10 protein-coding genes are annotated in these 15,056 nt (G+C 74.7%); 4 read left to right on the plus strand and 6 right to left on the minus strand.

All coding sequences use genetic code 11. From position 1 onward, the window contains the following. The first annotated feature begins 365 nt into the window (after positions 1-365). Positions 366-1,922 (plus strand): apolipoprotein N-acyltransferase, encoded by a 1,557-nt coding sequence (lnt, locus tag ACZ3YL_RS01240; protein WP_465654576.1) that lies wholly within the window; start codon positions 366-368, stop codon positions 1,920-1,922. On the opposite strand, the gene ACZ3YL_RS01245 is transcribed toward lnt, so the two are convergent. The 3 genes from ACZ3YL_RS01245 to ACZ3YL_RS01255 all read right to left on the minus strand — a co-directional run bounded on the left by ACZ3YL_RS01245 (position 1,898) and on the right by ACZ3YL_RS01255 (position 4,901). Next, positions 1,898-2,659, minus strand: coding sequence for a VOC family protein (locus ACZ3YL_RS01245; RefSeq protein ID WP_188305657.1), 762 nt, complete (start codon positions 2,657-2,659; stop codon positions 1,898-1,900). The two genes, lnt and ACZ3YL_RS01245, sit on opposite strands and share 25 nt — an antisense overlap. 220 nt (positions 2,660-2,879) lie before the next feature. Then, positions 2,880-3,788, minus strand: coding sequence for an NADP-dependent oxidoreductase (locus tag ACZ3YL_RS01250; protein WP_188305658.1), 909 nt, complete (start codon positions 3,786-3,788; stop codon positions 2,880-2,882). A gap of 237 nt (positions 3,789-4,025) precedes the next feature. Continuing rightward, entirely contained in the window at positions 4,026-4,901 is an 876-nt protein-coding gene (locus ACZ3YL_RS01255) for an AraC family transcriptional regulator (RefSeq protein ID WP_188305659.1), read from the minus strand. A 344-nt stretch (positions 4,902-5,245) separates the two neighbouring features. Between ACZ3YL_RS01255 and ACZ3YL_RS01260 the strand changes: the two genes are divergently transcribed. Further along, positions 5,246-5,875, plus strand: coding sequence for a GTP cyclohydrolase II (locus tag ACZ3YL_RS01260; RefSeq protein WP_465654579.1), 630 nt, complete (start codon positions 5,246-5,248; stop codon positions 5,873-5,875). A gap of 117 nt (positions 5,876-5,992) precedes the next feature. Here ACZ3YL_RS01260 and ACZ3YL_RS01265 read toward each other — a convergent pair whose 3' ends face one another. The 3 genes from ACZ3YL_RS01265 to ACZ3YL_RS01275 all read right to left on the minus strand — a co-directional run bounded on the left by ACZ3YL_RS01265 (position 5,993) and on the right by ACZ3YL_RS01275 (position 12,950). Further along, positions 5,993-9,571 carry a protein kinase domain-containing protein gene (locus ACZ3YL_RS01265; RefSeq protein ID WP_465654581.1) on the minus strand — a complete coding sequence of 1,193 codons (3,579 nt, stop codon included), beginning with the start codon at positions 9,569-9,571 and terminating at the stop codon, positions 5,993-5,995. A 231-nt stretch (positions 9,572-9,802) separates the two neighbouring features. After that, a complete protein-coding gene (locus tag ACZ3YL_RS01270) occupies positions 9,803-11,923 on the minus strand; it encodes a putative bifunctional diguanylate cyclase/phosphodiesterase (RefSeq protein WP_465654583.1) in 2,121 nt (706 codons plus the stop codon). 220 nt (positions 11,924-12,143) lie between these two features. Then, positions 12,144-12,950, minus strand: a complete 807-nt coding sequence (locus ACZ3YL_RS01275) for an SAM-dependent methyltransferase (protein WP_465654585.1) — start codon at positions 12,948-12,950, stop codon at positions 12,144-12,146. A gap of 295 nt (positions 12,951-13,245) precedes the next feature. Between ACZ3YL_RS01275 and ACZ3YL_RS01280 the strand changes: the two genes are divergently transcribed. Further along, a complete protein-coding gene (locus ACZ3YL_RS01280; protein WP_465654587.1) occupies positions 13,246-13,695 on the plus strand; it encodes an SRPBCC family protein in 450 nt (149 codons plus the stop codon). Then, on the plus strand, positions 13,692-14,930 hold the full coding sequence (locus ACZ3YL_RS01285) for an aminotransferase class I/II-fold pyridoxal phosphate-dependent enzyme (protein ID WP_465654589.1): 1,239 nt from the start codon (positions 13,692-13,694) through the stop codon (positions 14,928-14,930). The genes ACZ3YL_RS01280 and ACZ3YL_RS01285 overlap by 4 nt, the downstream gene beginning before the upstream one ends. Positions 14,931-15,056 lie beyond the last annotated feature (126 nt).

The raw sequence follows: 15,056 nt of genomic DNA on the forward strand, positions 1-15,056 counted from the left end.
TGGCCGGCCGCGTTCCTCCGGGAAGGCGGCCGGCCACCGTCGTGCTGTCCGGCCACCGTCGTGACCTCCGGCCAGCGTCGTGACGTCCGGCCGGTGCGCGGGCTGGTCAGGGATCGGTCCGGTGGTGCCGATGACCAGAACCGTTCCGAGGAGCGGCACCGTTCCAAGAGCCGGCACCGTTCCGAGAGCCGGCACCGTTCCGAGGACTGGCGTCAACCGCGTGTGCCGCCATCTGGCACCGGGCGTCGCCCGCGCGGACAATACGGGGCATGTCGCGCCGCAGCGTTCCCGCCAGCCCGGTCCTGAGCACGGCCCGCACAACCCGCACAGCCCGCACGGCTCGCACGGAGCAACGTGAGCCGCGCGTGCCGCACCGGTACCGGGCACGGCTCGGGGCGCTGGCGGCCGGGGCCGTGCCCGTGGTGGCGTTCCCCGCGCCCGGGCAGGCGTGGCTCGCCTGGGTCGCGCTCGTGCCGGGGCTGCTGCTGGCACAGCGGGCGCCGTCGGGGCGGGAGGCGGCGGTGCGCGGCTGGTGGTTCGGGGCTGGGTTCATCCTGACCGCGATGTACTGGCTGGTGCCGTCCGTCGGACCGGCGCTGCCCGTGCTCGCGGTGCTGTTCGGGGCGCTGCAGGCCCCGGTCGGGTACGCGGTGCACCGGCTGCTGCGCCCGCCGCTGACCACCCCCCGGGCCCTGCTCGCGCTGCTGGTCGTCCCCGCGGTGTGGGTGAGCGCCGAGTACGCGCGCTCCTGGCACGCGCTCGGCGGTCCGTGGGCCCTGCTCGGCGCCACCCAGTGGCAGCACCCGGCGATCCTCGGACTGGCCTCGGCGGGCGGGATCTGGCTGGTCAGCGCGGCGGTGGCGGCGGTGAACACCGGGGTGCTGATCGTACTGACGGCGGTGCGGCGGCGGCCCCGGGCGGTCGCCGCACTGGTGACCGTCCTGGTACTGGCCGCCGGTCCGCTGCTGTTCGCACTGCGCCCGGCGCCGGTGGGGGCCGGGGCGGTGACGGTGGCGCTGGTCCAGCCCGGCATCGTCGAGGACCCCCAGGCCCGGTTCGACGCCAGCGCGCGGGCCACCACCGACCTGGTCGGGCAGCCGGTGGACCTGGTGGTCTGGGGCGAGAGCAGCACCACCGCCGACCTGGACCACGACCCGGCCGCCCTGGACGCGCTGCGCCGGCTGGCCGTCACCACCGGCGCCGAGCTGCTGGCCGGGGAGGACGCCCGCAAGGCCGACGGGCGGATCTCCAAGGACGCGGTACTGGTCTCCCCCGACGGGGTGGTGGACCGCTACCGCAAGATCCGCCTCGTGCCGTTCGGCGAGTACATCCCGCTGCGGCCGCTGTTCGGCTGGATCGCCGGAGTCAGCCGGGCCGCGGGCGAGAACCGGGCCCCCGGCACCGCCTTCCACATCCTGCCCACCACCGACCGCTCTGGTCGGCCACTGCCGGTCGGCGCGCTGATCTGCTTCGAGTCGGCCTTCCCGGACATGGCGCGCGCTGCGGCCCGGGACGGCGCCCGGGTGCTGGTCTACCAGTCCTCGACCTCCACCTTCCAGCACACCTGGGCACCCGAACAGCACGTCTCGCTGGCGGCGATCCGGGCCGCCGAGACCGGGCGCCCGGCCGTCCAGGCCTCGCTCACCGGGGTCTCCGCCGCCTTCGACGCCCAGGGCCGGGAGCTGGCCCGGCTGGGCACCGACGGCACCGGCGCGCTGACCGTACGGCTGCCGCTCACCGCGCCCGGGACGCTGACCTGGTACGACCGGATCGGCGACGTGGTGCCGCTGGGCGCGCTGCTGGTCACGGCGGGCGCGGCGGCCACGGCCTGGCGCTCGCGCGGCTCCCGGGCGCGGACGGCCGCGAGTGCCTCCCCGCGTTCGGACGGGCCGGGCGCTCAGCCCTCGGCGCCGTCGCGGTAGATGCCGAAGGGGGCGCCCTGGTCGTCCCGCAGCACGGCGATCCGCCGGACCGGCATGGAGTAGGCGGGCATCAGCACGTCCGCGCCCATCGCGACCGCCCGGCCGACCGTGTTGTCGACGTCGGCGACCGAGAAGTACGGCAGCCAGTGCGGCGCCACCTCCGGCGGGAAGCCGTCGTCCATCACCACCATCCCGCCGAAGTCCTGACCGTCCAGGCCCCACTGGGTGTAGTACTCGGACGGCGCGACGGACCAGCCGAAGACCGCCGGGTAGAAGGCGGCCGCGCCGGCGGCGTCCCGGGTGGCCAGCTCCACCCAGCCGAGGGCGCCGGGCTCGTTGAACACCCCGGCGCCCTCGAAGGCGCGGGCCTGCCAGAGGATGAAGACCGCGCCGGACGGGTCCGCGGCCACCGAGAAGCGGCCGAGGTCGCGCACATCGGTGGGCTCCTTGAGGACCTTGCCGCCGGCCGCCTTGATCCTCGCCGCGGTGGCCTCGGCGTCGGCGACCGCGAAGGCGACCGTCCAGGCCACCGGCTGCTGCGGCGCGTACCGCGGGGTGACGGCGGCGGCCGGGGCCTCGCCGACGAACATCTGGGTGTAGCCCTCGTCCTCGGGGCGGACGTCACTGTCGGGGCGCCAGCCGAACAGTTCGGCGTAGAAGGTCCGGGCGGCGGCCGGGTCGTCGGTGCCCAGCTCGACCCAGCACGGGGCGTTGGTGGTGACGGAGGTCTGCTTCATGGCTCCCGGCTCCTGGCTCTCGAATCTCGGTGCTCGGTTCTCGGTGTCCTGTTGTGGGTGTTCTGTTGTGGGTGCTCGATGCTTGGTGCTCTGTTGTGGGTGCTCGATGCTTGGTGCTCTATTGTCGGTGCTCGATGCTTGGTGCTCTGTTGTCGGTGCTCGGTACTCGGTACTCGGTGCTCGGTGTTCGGTGTTCGGTGTTCGTCAAAGGGCTGCTGCGTCAGGAGACTTCGATGATCACCTTGCCGCGGGCGTGCCCGGACTCGACCTCGGCGAGTGCCTCGGCGGCGCGGCCGAGCGGGTAGCGTGCGCTGACCTGCGGGTCGAGGTCTCCGGCGGCGACCAGGGCGGCGAGGGCGGCGAGGGTCTCGGGGGTGGTCGAGCGGGTGACGTAGCGGCCGCCGAGTTCGGCGGCGGTGGCCGGGTCGGCGGTGCTGACCAGCTCGGTGCGGTCGGCGCGGACGTCAGCCACGGCCCGCAGGGCGTCGCCACCGACCAGGTCGAGGATGCCGTCGACGCCGTCGGGGGCGGCCTCGGCGATCCGCCCGGCGACGCCGTCGCCGTAGCGGACCTGCGTCGCACCGAGGGACTCCACGTAGGCCCGGTTGGCGTCGCTCGCGGTGCCGAGCACGACCAGGCCCTGGCTGCGGGCGATCTGGGCGGCGGCGCTGCCGACCCCGCCGGCGATGCCGAGGATCAGCAGCGTCCGCCCGGCGCCCAGGGCGAGTTGGCGGACGGCGTCGTCGGCGGTGGCAACCGACACAGAGAGCACGGCGGCCTGGTCGAAGCCGACGGCCTCGGGCTTGAGGGCACTCAACTCGGCCCGCAGCAGGGTCTGTTCGGCGAAGGCTCCGGCGGCGACGAGGCCGAACACCTCGTCGCCCGGGGTGAAGCCGGTGACCCCGGGGCCGACCTGCTGCACCACTCCGGCGGCCTCCTGGCCCATCACGGCGGGAAGTTGGCGTTCGCGGCCGAGGAAGCCCCGGCGGATCTTCCCGTCCACCGGGTTCACCCCGGCGGCCCGGACGGTGATCGCCAGCTGGCCGGAGCCCGGGGCGAGTACGGGACGGTCGAGGAACTCCTGCGTCTCCGGTCCGCCGTAGTCGACGAAGCCGAATGCCTTGGCCATCGGTGATCCCACTCCTCGGGTAGCGGCCTGCGGCCCCTGCCCCCCGCCCCAGCATGCGGGGCGCGGTGGGGCGGGGGCGGGCGCTGGTGGGCCGAACGGGGGCGGACGAACAAAAGACAGCTGACGGATGACAGATTTCGAAATCTGTCATCCGTCAGCTGTTATCTGTTTGCTGTTATCTGTTACTTGTCAGCTGTTACCTGTCAGCCGTCAGCCGAGCGCAGACCCCGACCGCGGTCAGCCCCGCACGGCCCGCGCCACCGGGATCCAGAGCTCCGCGTCCGCGTCGCCCGTCCCCGGGATGAAGCGGGTCCTCAGGATTTCCGGACCCGGCCGGGCCTCGTACGGGTTGGACGGGAACCACTGGCTGCCCACGTTCCCCCACATCTCCTGCAGCGCCTGCGGGAACGGCCCGCTGCTACTGAACACCGCCCACGTCCCGGCCGGGACGTGCAGGACATCCAGGTCATCCGGGACGACGGCGTCCTCGCTCGCCACCACCGCGTGCCAGTAGTCGTATTCGGACCCCTCCTCCCGGTTGGGCGCGAAGCCGTCGTTCACCGAGACGATGCCCTCCGGCTCCTTGCCGGTCAGTGCGGTGATCCGTTCCACGGTCTCCTTGCCGAGCCCCTTGATGAACTCGGCGACACCCGGATTGACACCCTGGTAGATCAGGGTGACCCGGGCCTTCTTCCCGACGATCCGGAAGTCCGGCTTCTCGACGATCCGGTATTCCATGCTGCTGCTTCCCTCCACGATGAGTCGGAAGGACATCCGGGGCTGGGAGACGAGCACCGCGCCGTCGCGCCGGGCCTCACCGGGCCCAACCCCGTGCATCGCCCGGAACGCCCGGGCGAACGCCTCCCCCGAGGTGTAGCCGTAGCTGACCGCGACATCGAGCAACGTCCGCCCGCCGTCGAGCACTTCGGCCCCGGCGACCGTCAGTCGCCGGCGTCGGACGTACTCCGACAGCGGGATCCCGGCGAGCATCGAGAACAGCCGTCGGAAGTGGTACTCCGACGTCATCGCGATCCGCGCCAGTTCGGCCACGTCGATCTCATGGTCCAAGTGCCGTTCGATGTGCTCCATCGCCCGGTTCAGGTGCTCCAGCACGCCAACCCCGCCCTTCCCTTGCTGATCACTACCGTAGGAAGGACCCACCCTGCCGTACCCGACGATCGGTGCCCGCTCCGGTCGGGTAGCGATGTCCACACCTCGGGTCCCGCCCCTTCCACATGCTGGTACGCCGGACGGGAACAGGCGGGGCGGATGGGGTGTTGTCCGCCTCCGTAGTCGGTTCGATCACCGGCAGTAGGCAGTTGTTCAAATTGGAACAACCAGGTACGGTCGACCTCCGAACCGATCGGATCCCTCTCGGATCCGATCCGGATCCACTCCGGATCCGAAGATCCGACCCGGTCAAACCCGGTCCACCCCCGATCGACGGAGGCCCGTCCATGCCTCAACCCGGCTCCGCCACGGTGCGCTCGCGCGTGCGCATCCCGCTCACCTTCCCCGACGGCTACCGCGCCGACGCGGAGGTCTCCACCTTTCACGGCCTCACCGACGGCGCCGAGCACCTGGCGCTCGCCCTCGGCACCGTGCCGGACGGCGGGACCCCGCTGGTGCGACTGCACTCCGAGTGCCTGACCGGCGACGTCTTCGGCTCGGACCGCTGCGACTGCGGCCCGCAGCTGCGCGAGTCGGTGGAGCGGATCAGCGAGGCCGGCGGGTACCTGCTCTACCTGCGCCAGGAGGGCCGGGGCATCGGCCTCTACAACAAGCTCGAGGCGTACGCCCTTCAGGACTCCGGTCTGGACACGTACGACGCCAACACCGCGCTGGGCCTGCCCGAGGACGGCCGGGACTACACCGCGGCCGCCCAGATGCTCGCCACGCTCGGCGTCGACGGCATCGACCTACTGAGCAACAACCCGGACAAGGCCGCCCAGCTGACCGAGCTCGGGGTCGCCGTCCGCCGGCGGGTGCCGACCGGTGTCCACCTGTCGGCGAGCAACGTCCGGTACCTGACGGCCAAGGTGGAGCGGACCGGGCACTCGATCGAACTCTCCCGACTGGTGGGCTGAGCACGGCGGACGACGGGCAGCGAGCGGCGGACAACGAACGACGAACGACTGACAGATAACAGCCGACAGATGACAGATTTCAATATCTGTTATCTGTCAGCTGTCAGCCGCCCTTCGTCAGCCCCCCGCTCCCGCCCCCCGCACCGTCCGCAGCACCCCGTACGCCGCCAGCGGCAGCGCCACCAGCAGCGCCGCCCAGAACGCGCCGTGCCCCCACCAGTTCGCGACCGCGCCGAACAGCCCCCCGAACACCGGGATCCGCAGCGCCTCCACCGGCCCCAGCTGCCCCGGCCAGGCGCCCAGGAACAGGGTGCCGAGGATCCAGCCGACGAACAGCACCCGCGCGGTGACCAGCGTCCCGAGAGTGCTCAGCAGCGTCACCGCGGCCAGCAGCACGACGAACCCCGCCTGGTAGGACGCACCGGTCTGCCCCGTCCCCCAGGAGTCCGGCGTCCGGTGCACCCCGGTGGCCGCGAGCCGCACCTCGACCGCCGCCCACAGCAGCAGGACCAGCACCCCGGTGCCGGCGAGCGTGAACCGCAGCCGGTCACGCGTCCCCGCCCGGCCCGTACCCCACGCCCTGGCGGCGCCCGCCGCCGGAACCGGCCGGGCCGGAGCGCCCGCGACCCGCGCCGCCCGCTCGGCCCGCTCGGCCCGCCGGTCGAGGTCCCGCCAGGCCTCCCGGACCCGCCGCCGGGCCTGCTGGGCGGGCTTGAGCAGCCGGCCGGCCGCCCGCTCGATCAGCACCACGGCCGCCACCAGCGCCACCACCGCCGCGATCCCGGCCCAACTGCCCATCCCGCCCTCGAACATGACCACCCGGTCGGCCACCGCCCGGGGCGCCTGCACGGCCGTCATCGGCGGTCCGAGCCGCAGGTAACCGATCACGAGGGCGCCCGCGCCGGTCAGCAGGGCCGTACCGAACCCGACCGGGGCCGGGAAGAAGGCGAGCACGGCGGCCGCGACGAAGGCCGCGCCCAGTTTGCCGACCACCTGCTCGGCCGCCCGCCGCCCGGCGAAGCGCAGCGGCCCGCCGAACAGGTCGGGCGAGAGGTCGAGTTGATGCCCGGACTCGACCGGGTAGCGCAGCACCGCCCCCGTCCACAGCAGCAGCCCCAGGCCCACCACCAGCAGCGCGGCCGCCGCCACCCGGCGCGGCAGCATGGTGCGGGCGTACGGCCACCAGAGCCGCAGCCGGGCCGCCCAGTCCACCGGCGGCTGTCGGCGCCGCTCGCGCCACAGCCGGGCCGCCCGACCGGCCCGCGCCCGGCCCTCCCGCAGCGCGCCCGCCTCCGCCTCGGGCCCGGACCGCTCCGCCCGCCCCCGGCCGCGTCGGCGCAGCGCCTCCGCGGCCACCAGCGCCGCCCGCCCCGCGACCTGCTCCGGCTCGGCCCCCACCGCCCGCCGCCGCAGCGCCGACCAGCGGCGCCGCACCACGTCCCGGGGGGTGGCCGCCGCCGGGTCGGGCGCCGGTCGCCGGGCGGCCGAGCGCACCGCCGTACGGGCCCCGGCGCCGGCCGTCAGCGCCCCGTCCACCACCGCCGCCGCGGCCACCGCGGCGAGCTCCGACGCCCGTACGGGCAGTGGCAGTCGGTGGAGCGCGGCGGGCAGCGGGGAGAGCCGGCCGAGCAGCCGGTACCGCTCCTCGGGGCGGATGCTCAGCCAGACCGCCAGCCGGTGGGCCTCCTCGCGCTCCTCCGGGCTGAGGCCGCCGTCACCGCGCCGGCCGCCGCCGACGGTGCGGGCGGTGCGCTCCACCTCGGCCAGCACGTCTGGGAGGGCGGCGAGGGCGAGCAGCCGCGAGCAGTGCTCGCCGGAGCACTCGGGGTGGAAGCAGTCGTAGCGCGCGGCGACGGCGGGGGCGCCGCCGCGGACCAGTTCGTCGATGAACGCGGCGCCGTCCGGCTCGGTGGCGACGCGCTCCAGTCCGGCCGGGTCGACCGGCCGGTCGCGGTAGTGCGGGACGGCGGACGGGGCGTAGGCGGCGCCGAGGGCGAGCACGGCGACGCCGGCCACCGCCTCGCGCCGGGAGCCGGGCGAGCGGACCACGTCGGTGAGGTAGTGCAGGTCGAACACGGAGTCCTGGACCTCGTCGCGCAGCCAGTCGCGCAGCCGCTCCGCCCCCACCGCCGCCAGCCAGCGCGCCGCCGCACCGGAGTTGCGCAGCAGCACCTCGGTGAGCCGGGCCGGGTCGGTGAACGGGTCGCCGAGGAAGGTGATCGGCCGGCGGGCCTGCGGGCGGCGCCGGATCACCTCCGGGCTGCCGCCGGCCAGCCAGCTGCGGACCTCCGGGGCGGTCCAGCGGTCCTCCGGCTTCTTGGTGAACAGGCCTTGGAGCAGCAGCAGTTGGCGCTGGTCAGTGACGGCGGTGAGGTCCACCTCCTCGCCCATGACCAGTTCCAGTTCCAGGTCGTGGTCGGCGGCCCGCTCGCCGTCCGCGCCGACGAAGCGGGGGCGGCCGACGAACAGTTCGTACAGCACGTTGCCGAGCCCCCACCAGGGCCCGGCCTCGTGGTTCTTGCCGGCCAGTTGCTCGGGGGCCATGTAGGCGACGGTGACCATCATCGCGGAGGTGAAGCGGCGGCTGTCGGTGAGCCGGTCGACGCCGCCGAAGTCCGCGATCACGAACTCCCCGGGCCCGCGGCCGGGTCGGACCAGGATGTTGGCCGGCTTGAAGTCCAGTGGGTTGCGCTGGATCCGCCGCTGCCAGAACTCCAGCAGCGAGACCAGCTCGTAGACGATCTGCTCGGTGGTCCGCGGGTCGGTGTGGGCGCCGTCCCGGCGCAGCCCGGCGACGTACGCGGAGAGGGTGACCGGCAGGTACTCCATCGCCACCCAGTCGACCAGCGCGCCGTGGTGGCGCACCCGGCCGAAGTCGATCAGGTGCGGGACGTGCCGGCGGAAGCCGTCGTTGCGCAGGTGGACGAGCAGGTCGTGGTCCATCGGGTGGCCGACCACGGACACCTTGACCGCGGCGTCCGCGCCGCCGTCGGTGCGCCGGACGTACCAGACGGTGCCCTCGGCGCCGGCGCCCGCCCTGCCCAGCGGGGCGAAGCGGTCGCGCAGGGCGTCCGGGAAGCCGTCCTCGGTCGGGCCGGCCTGCCCGGTGAACCCGCCGCCGCCCGGCTCCGGCCCACCGACCGGGCCGGGCCCCCCGCCCGGGCCCGGCGCGCCGTTCGGCCCCGGCGCACCGTTCGGGCTGGGCCCCGGGCCGATGTTGTCCTGCCAGGACGGCCCGCCCGCGGACCGGGGCCGCACCACCTCGGTGACGGCCTCCGGGTCGAACCGCCCCGGGGCGCCGGGCCGGACCTTCGTCGGGGCCTCCGGATCGGGCCGGCGACCGGGCATCCGGCGGGTGCCGGCCTCCGGGTCGTGGCGCGGACCGGGCATCCGCCGGGTGCCCGCCTCCGGGTCCACCCCGGTGGGCCGCCGGGCGCCGAGCCGCGACGGCCGCTCCGCGCCGTCCCCCGCGCCGGTGTCCGCGCCGACGCCCGAGCCGGACCTTGAGCCGGACCCCGCGCCGGATCCCGCCTCGCCCCGTCCCCCGCCCTGGGCGCCGAGCCGCCGGTCCCACGACCCCCGGAACCGCGAGCCGCGCTCCCGCGACCCCCAGTCGACCCTGGTCCGCGGCGGCTCCCCCGGCCACCCCTGGGGCCGGTCCCCCTCGGCCGGACCGGCGCCCTCCGTTGCGCCCATGGCGGCGCTCCCCTCCCCGTGCCCCGGGGCCGGTGCGAAGGCCGTGACCACGGGCGCACCGGTGCCGGGTGGTGATTTTGACGCGCCATCATCCCGCATACCGGGCGGGGCCGTAGGGCGGTTTCCGGAACGGTTCCGGAACGCTTGCCGGAACGGGACCGAGCCGCGGCCACCGCGCCGCGGCGCCTCCGTCCCGACGGCGGGAAGGGCCGCCGGAGGACGGGCGGGGGATCATCCCGCCGCGACCGGCCGCCCCGCCGGCTCCTCGACGATCCGGCGGGCGATCTCGGCGGGCCGCACCGGGCGGCCGAAGTGCCAGCCCTGCGCCCAGTCGCAGCCCATCCCGCGCAGCCGCTCGGCGTCCTTGCGGGTCTCCACGCCCTCGGCGGTGACGTTGAGGCCGAGCGTGTGCGCCATCGACACCAGGCCGCTGACGATCCGCCACCCGGTGGCGCCGTCCTTGGCCGGGTCGTGCAGGTCGCCGACGAAGGAGCCGGCGATCTTCAGTCCGGAGACCGGCAGGTCGCGCAGGTAGGCGAGGTTGGACCAGCCTGTGCCGAAGTCGTCCACCGCCAGTGACACGCCGAGGTCGACCAGCCCGTGCAGGGTGCGCAGCGCCTCGTCCTCGGGGCCGACCACGGTCGACTCGGTGATCTCCAGTTGCAGCCGGGCCGGGTCCAGACCGGTGCCGTCCAGGATCCGGGCGAGGTCGGTGACCAGCGCGGCGCTGCGCGCCTGCCGGACGGCCAGGTTGACGTTGAGCTGCGGTGCGGCGTCGCCGTACCGCTTGATCCAGTCCGCGGCCTGGCCGCAGGCCTGCTCCAGCACCCAGCGGCCGAGCGGCATGATCAGCCCGGTCTCCTCGGCGGTGGTGACGAACTCGTCCGGGCCGAGCACCCCGAGCTGCGGGTGGCGCCAGCGCACCAGCGCCTCCACGGCGGCCATCCGGCCGTCGGCGAGGCGGTAGAGCGGCTGGTAGTCGATGAAGAACTCGCCGCGGTCCAGGGCGGCCGGCATCCGGACGGACACCGCGTAGCGGCTGACCGCGCGGGCGTTCTCCTTGGGGTCGAACAGCGTCCAGCGGCCGCGGCCGGCCTCCTTGGCGCGGTAGAGCGTGAGGTCGGCGGCCCGGACGGCGGCGCCGGGGGTGGTGGTGGACACCCGCCGCTCCAGCACGCCGACGCTGGCGCCGACGGCGAGCTTGTGGTCGCCGATCAGCACCGGCCCGGCCAGCGCCCTGAGCACGGTCTTGGCGGCGGCCACCGCCTCCTGCTCGCCCCGGCAGTTCTCCAGCAGCACGACGAACTCGTCGCCGCCGAGCCGGGCGACCAGGTGGCCGAGCGGGGTGAGGGCGGCCTTCAGCCGGGCGGCGACGGCGGACAGCAGCTGGTCGCCCATGTCGTGGCCGAGGCTGTCGTTGACCACCTTGAAGCCGTCGAGGTCGACGTAGCAGAGGCCGAAGCGGGCGCCGGGCTCCGGTTCCTCGAAGAGCTTCTCCAGCCGTTCGAAGAAGGCGGCACGGTTGGGCAGGCCGGTCAGCGGGTCGTGGGTGGCCTGGTAGCGCAGCCGCTCCTGGAGCCGGTAGCGGTCGGTGACGTCCTCCAGCATCGCGACCTGGTACTGCGGGACGCCGTCGTCGTCGCGGATCAGCGAGACGGTGAGGTGGGTCCAGACCACCTCGCCGTCCTGGCGGTAGTACGGCTTGTCGAACTGGAAGTACTCCCGCTTGCCGCCGATCAGCTCCTCGTACGCCTCCCAGACGCCCGGGGTGTCCTCAGGGTGGACGAGGTCGTCGACCCGGCGGCCGACCATGTCCTCCGGCCCCGCTCCGAACAGCTCCTGCACGGCCTTGTTGACGGCCAGGATGTTGCCGTCGGTGTCGCCGATGGCGATGCCGATCGCGGCGCTCTCGAACAGGGCGCGGAACCGGGCCTCGGAGGCGCGCAGCGCGCGTTCGGCCTCCTTGCGGGCGGCGTCGGCGGCGGTGCGGATGGCCTCCTGCTCGCTCAGCGTCCGCTCGCGCAGGGCGTTCGCCCACCCGGCCGCGAAGGCACCGGTGAGGGCGGGGCCGCAGTCGTCGCGGATCGGCTGGGACTGCAGCAGCTCGACCGCTCGGGCGAGCAGCACGGGGTCGGTGAAGTGGGCGTCGACCAGTTCGGCGGCGGCCTGGGCGGCCAGCCGGGGCTGGAAGGGATCGTCCTGCTGGGCGCGGTGCAGCAGCGCGGCGGTGCGGGCGACAAGCCGGCCGAGCAGGCCGGGGTGGACGGCGATGCCGTGGTCGGCGGAGAGCAGCCGGGACCAGTCCTCGTGGAACCGCTCGGCGCTCCGGTCCGCCGGGGTGGCGCCGCTCATCCGACGGCCCCGGTTCCGCACCGGGCGCCGGCCCCGGCGGTCCGGCTGTTGCCCGCCCCGGTGGTACGGCCGGTGGCACGGCTGTTGCCGGCCGCGGTGGTACGGCCGGTGGCACGGCTGCTGCCGGACCCGGCGGTACGGCCTGGGGTGCGCACGGCCGGGCGGCCGGCGGCCGTCCCGTGGAGGGTACGGCCGTCGGTCGCGCGCCGGGTGCGACCACTCAAGGGCGGAACCCCACGCCCGCCACCCCGGCGATCCGTTCGGGGTGCTCGCCGACCGTGCCGGGCTGGTCGGGGCGCCACTGCGGCAGGTGGACGACGCCCGGCTCGACCAGCTCGAAGCCGTCGAACATCACGGTGACCTGCTCGCGGGTGCGCATGGTCAGCGGGGTCGGGGTCATCCGGTAGAGCTCCTGGTGGTCCTCGGCCTGGTCCGGACGGGCTTCCAGGGAGGCGTGCGAGAGGACCAGGGCGCTGCCGGCCGGGAGCCGGTCGCGGATCGTGGCGATCAGCTTCCAGGGGTCCTCGTCGTCGCTGACGAAGTGGGCGACGGCCACCAGCAGGACGGCCGCCGGCTCGCCGGCGGCGAGGAGCGCGGCCACCTCGGGGTGGGCGAGCAGGTCGTCGACGTCCCGCAGGTCGGCCTGGACGACGGCGCTGTGCGGGTCGTCCTCGAGCAGCAGGCGGCTGTGGGCGACGGCGACCGGGTCGCGGTCCACGTAGACGACCTCGGCGCCGGGCCGGATCGCGCGGGCGATCTCGTGCACCGCGCCGAAGGTGGGGATGCCGGAGCCGATGTCCAGGAAGCGGGTGACGCCGTGCTCGGCGAGGTAGGTCACCGCGCGGCGCAGGAAGGCCCGGTTGGAGCGCATGATCTGGGGCAGTTCGGGCCACAGGGCCATCGCCCTGCGGGCCATCTCCCGGTCGACCTCGAAGTTGTGGGAGCCCCCGAGGTAGTAGTCGTAGACCCGCGCGGCGTTCGGCTTGTCCAGGTCCGTACCTTCCGGTACCCAGCTCGGTCGCCGCATGCCTGTGACTCCTTCACTCCGGTTCGGGGCGCAGCGTCTGGAGGTGCTGCCGTGACTGATGAGACTACAAGCACACAAGATCCTCCCTCGCACCCCGAACGGGTGCAAGCGGAGTGCCCCCTTCCCCGCGAACTGCGTTCTTTGCCCCGTATGTACCGGGCGTTCGAGCTCCGCCATCGACGGGACCCGCGCGGCGGGCGCCAACTCGGCAGCAGGCCGACCCCGTTCGCCCCTCCGACGGCGGGCGCCGGACTAGGGTGGGCCCGTGGATCCCAACCACTACCGTTTCCGGAGCGTGTGGCGACTCACGGCCCCGGCCGCAGCGGCGTACGCGGCGCTGGAGGACCTCCGGAGCTACCCGCTGTGGTGGCCGGAGATCCGCGAGGTCCGGCAGACCGGCCCGGAGTCCGGGCAGGTGGTGCTCCGCGCGCTGCTGCCGTACCGGCTGGTGATCGGATTGGAGCGGCGGCGGCACGACCCGGCGGCCGGGGTGCTGGAGGCGGTGATGCGCGGTGACCTCGAGGGGTGGTCGCGGTACACCGTCACGGCGGACGGGCCGGGCGGCGCGGGGTGCCGGGTGCTGTTCGAGGAGGACGCCCGGCCCGGCAAGCCCCTGCTACGGCGCCTCGCGCTGCCGCTGCACCCGCTGTTCCGGGCCAACCACGCGGTGATGATGCGCCGGGGCCGCCGCGGGCTCGCGGCGTACCTGGCGGGCGACGGCGAACGAGGGATGGCGAACAGATGACAGATGACGACTTTCAGCGAACAGATGACGGATTTCGAAATCTGTCAGCTGTCAGTTGTTCGCCGACCTCCGATCCCGCCCCTCCCGTCGGCGTCGCCTCGGACTTCGCCACCCCCTTCGACCGCACCGCCACCGGCAGCAGCAAGTGGGCCCGGGCCGCCGCCCCCGGGGTGATCCCGATGGGTCTGGCGGACATGGACCTGCCCGGCCCGCCCGCCATCGCCGAGGCGCTGGAGCGGCGAGCCCGCCACCGCGCGTACGGCTACACCGTCTGTGACCCGGTCGGCCGGACCCTGGTCGCCGACTGGTACCGCGCCCGGCACGGCGTCGAGGTCGACCCCGACTGGGTGCTGCTGCTCCCCTGCGGCCCGCGCACCACCCTGCGCCTGCTCCTGGAGACCGTCCGCACGGAGGCCGCGCACCCCCACGCCCCCGTCCTCTTCCCCACCCCCGAGTGGGGCGGCTTCGCCCAGCTCTGCCACGCGGCCGGCCTCCCGTACCGCGAACTGCCGCTGCGGCTCGGCCCGAACGGCTACCGCTCCCCGAGCGGCCCGTTCCCCCGCCCCGCGGCCGCCGTACTGCTGAGCAACCCCCACAACCCCTCCGGCACGGTGTGGCCGACCGGCTACCTGCGCGGCCTCGCCGGGTGGGCCGCCGAGGCGGGCGCGCTGCTGGTCTCGGACGAGGTGCACGGCGACCTCACCCACCCCGGCGCGATCCACCCCGTCGCCGTCACCACCGTCGAGCCGGCGCTGCGCTGGCACGTGGTCACCCTGAACTCCGTCGGCAAGACCTTCAACTGCTCGGGCGTTCCCAGCAGTTTCGCCCTCGTCCCGGACCCCGGGCTGCGCGCCCGGCTCACCGACACGATGGCCGGCTACGGCCTCTGGGAGGGCGGCCTGCTGGAGCAGACCGTGCAGCGGGCCGCCCTGAGCGAGGGCGGCCCGTGGCTGGACGCGCTGCTCGCCCACCTCGCCGCCGCCCGCGCCCGGCTCACCGACCGCCTCGGCCCGGCCGTCCGCTCCGCCCCGCGCGCCTCCTACCTGCTCTGGCTGGACGCCGCCGCCCTCGGCCTGCCGCCGGCCGACGCCCGCGCGGCGCTGTTGCAGCGCTGCGGACTGGAGGCCTCCGACGGCGCCGAGTTCGGCCCGGGCGGCGCGGGCTCGCTGCGCCTCAACTACGCTCTGCCGGGCCCGGTGCTGGACACCGTCCTGGAGCGGCTGGACCGCCTGTGACCGGGGCACGTGCCGCCGTCCAGTACGCCTCTGCAAGCCCCTGCCCGGCGGCCTCCGCACCCCCGGATTCACCCGTTCGCCACGGCCCTGACCTGCTGAAACGAACATTCACGCGATATTTGCGAA

Source organism: Kitasatospora sp. NPDC023176 (assembly GCF_055560495.1).

What these genes read in the sequence shown, in the direction of transcription:
- ACZ3YL_RS01250 (WP_188305658.1), bottom strand. Translation starts at nt 3,788, where the DNA reads ATGGCCAAGGCATTCGGCTTCGTCGACTACGGCGGACCGGAGACGCAG.
- ACZ3YL_RS01245 (WP_188305657.1), bottom strand. Translation starts at nt 2,659, where the DNA reads ATGAAGCAGACCTCCGTCACCACCAACGCCCCGTGCTGGGTCGAGCTG.
- ACZ3YL_RS01275 (WP_465654585.1), bottom strand. Translation starts at nt 12,950, where the DNA reads ATGCGGCGACCGAGCTGGGTACCGGAAGGTACGGACCTGGACAAGCCG.
- ACZ3YL_RS01260 (WP_465654579.1), top strand. Translation starts at nt 5,246, where the DNA reads ATGCCTCAACCCGGCTCCGCCACGGTGCGCTCGCGCGTGCGCATCCCG.
- ACZ3YL_RS01285 (WP_465654589.1), top strand. Translation starts at nt 13,692, where the DNA reads ATGACAGATGACGACTTTCAGCGAACAGATGACGGATTTCGAAATCTG.
- ACZ3YL_RS01270 (WP_465654583.1), bottom strand. Translation starts at nt 11,923, where the DNA reads ATGAGCGGCGCCACCCCGGCGGACCGGAGCGCCGAGCGGTTCCACGAG.
- ACZ3YL_RS01265 (WP_465654581.1), bottom strand. Translation starts at nt 9,571, where the DNA reads ATGGGCGCAACGGAGGGCGCCGGTCCGGCCGAGGGGGACCGGCCCCAG.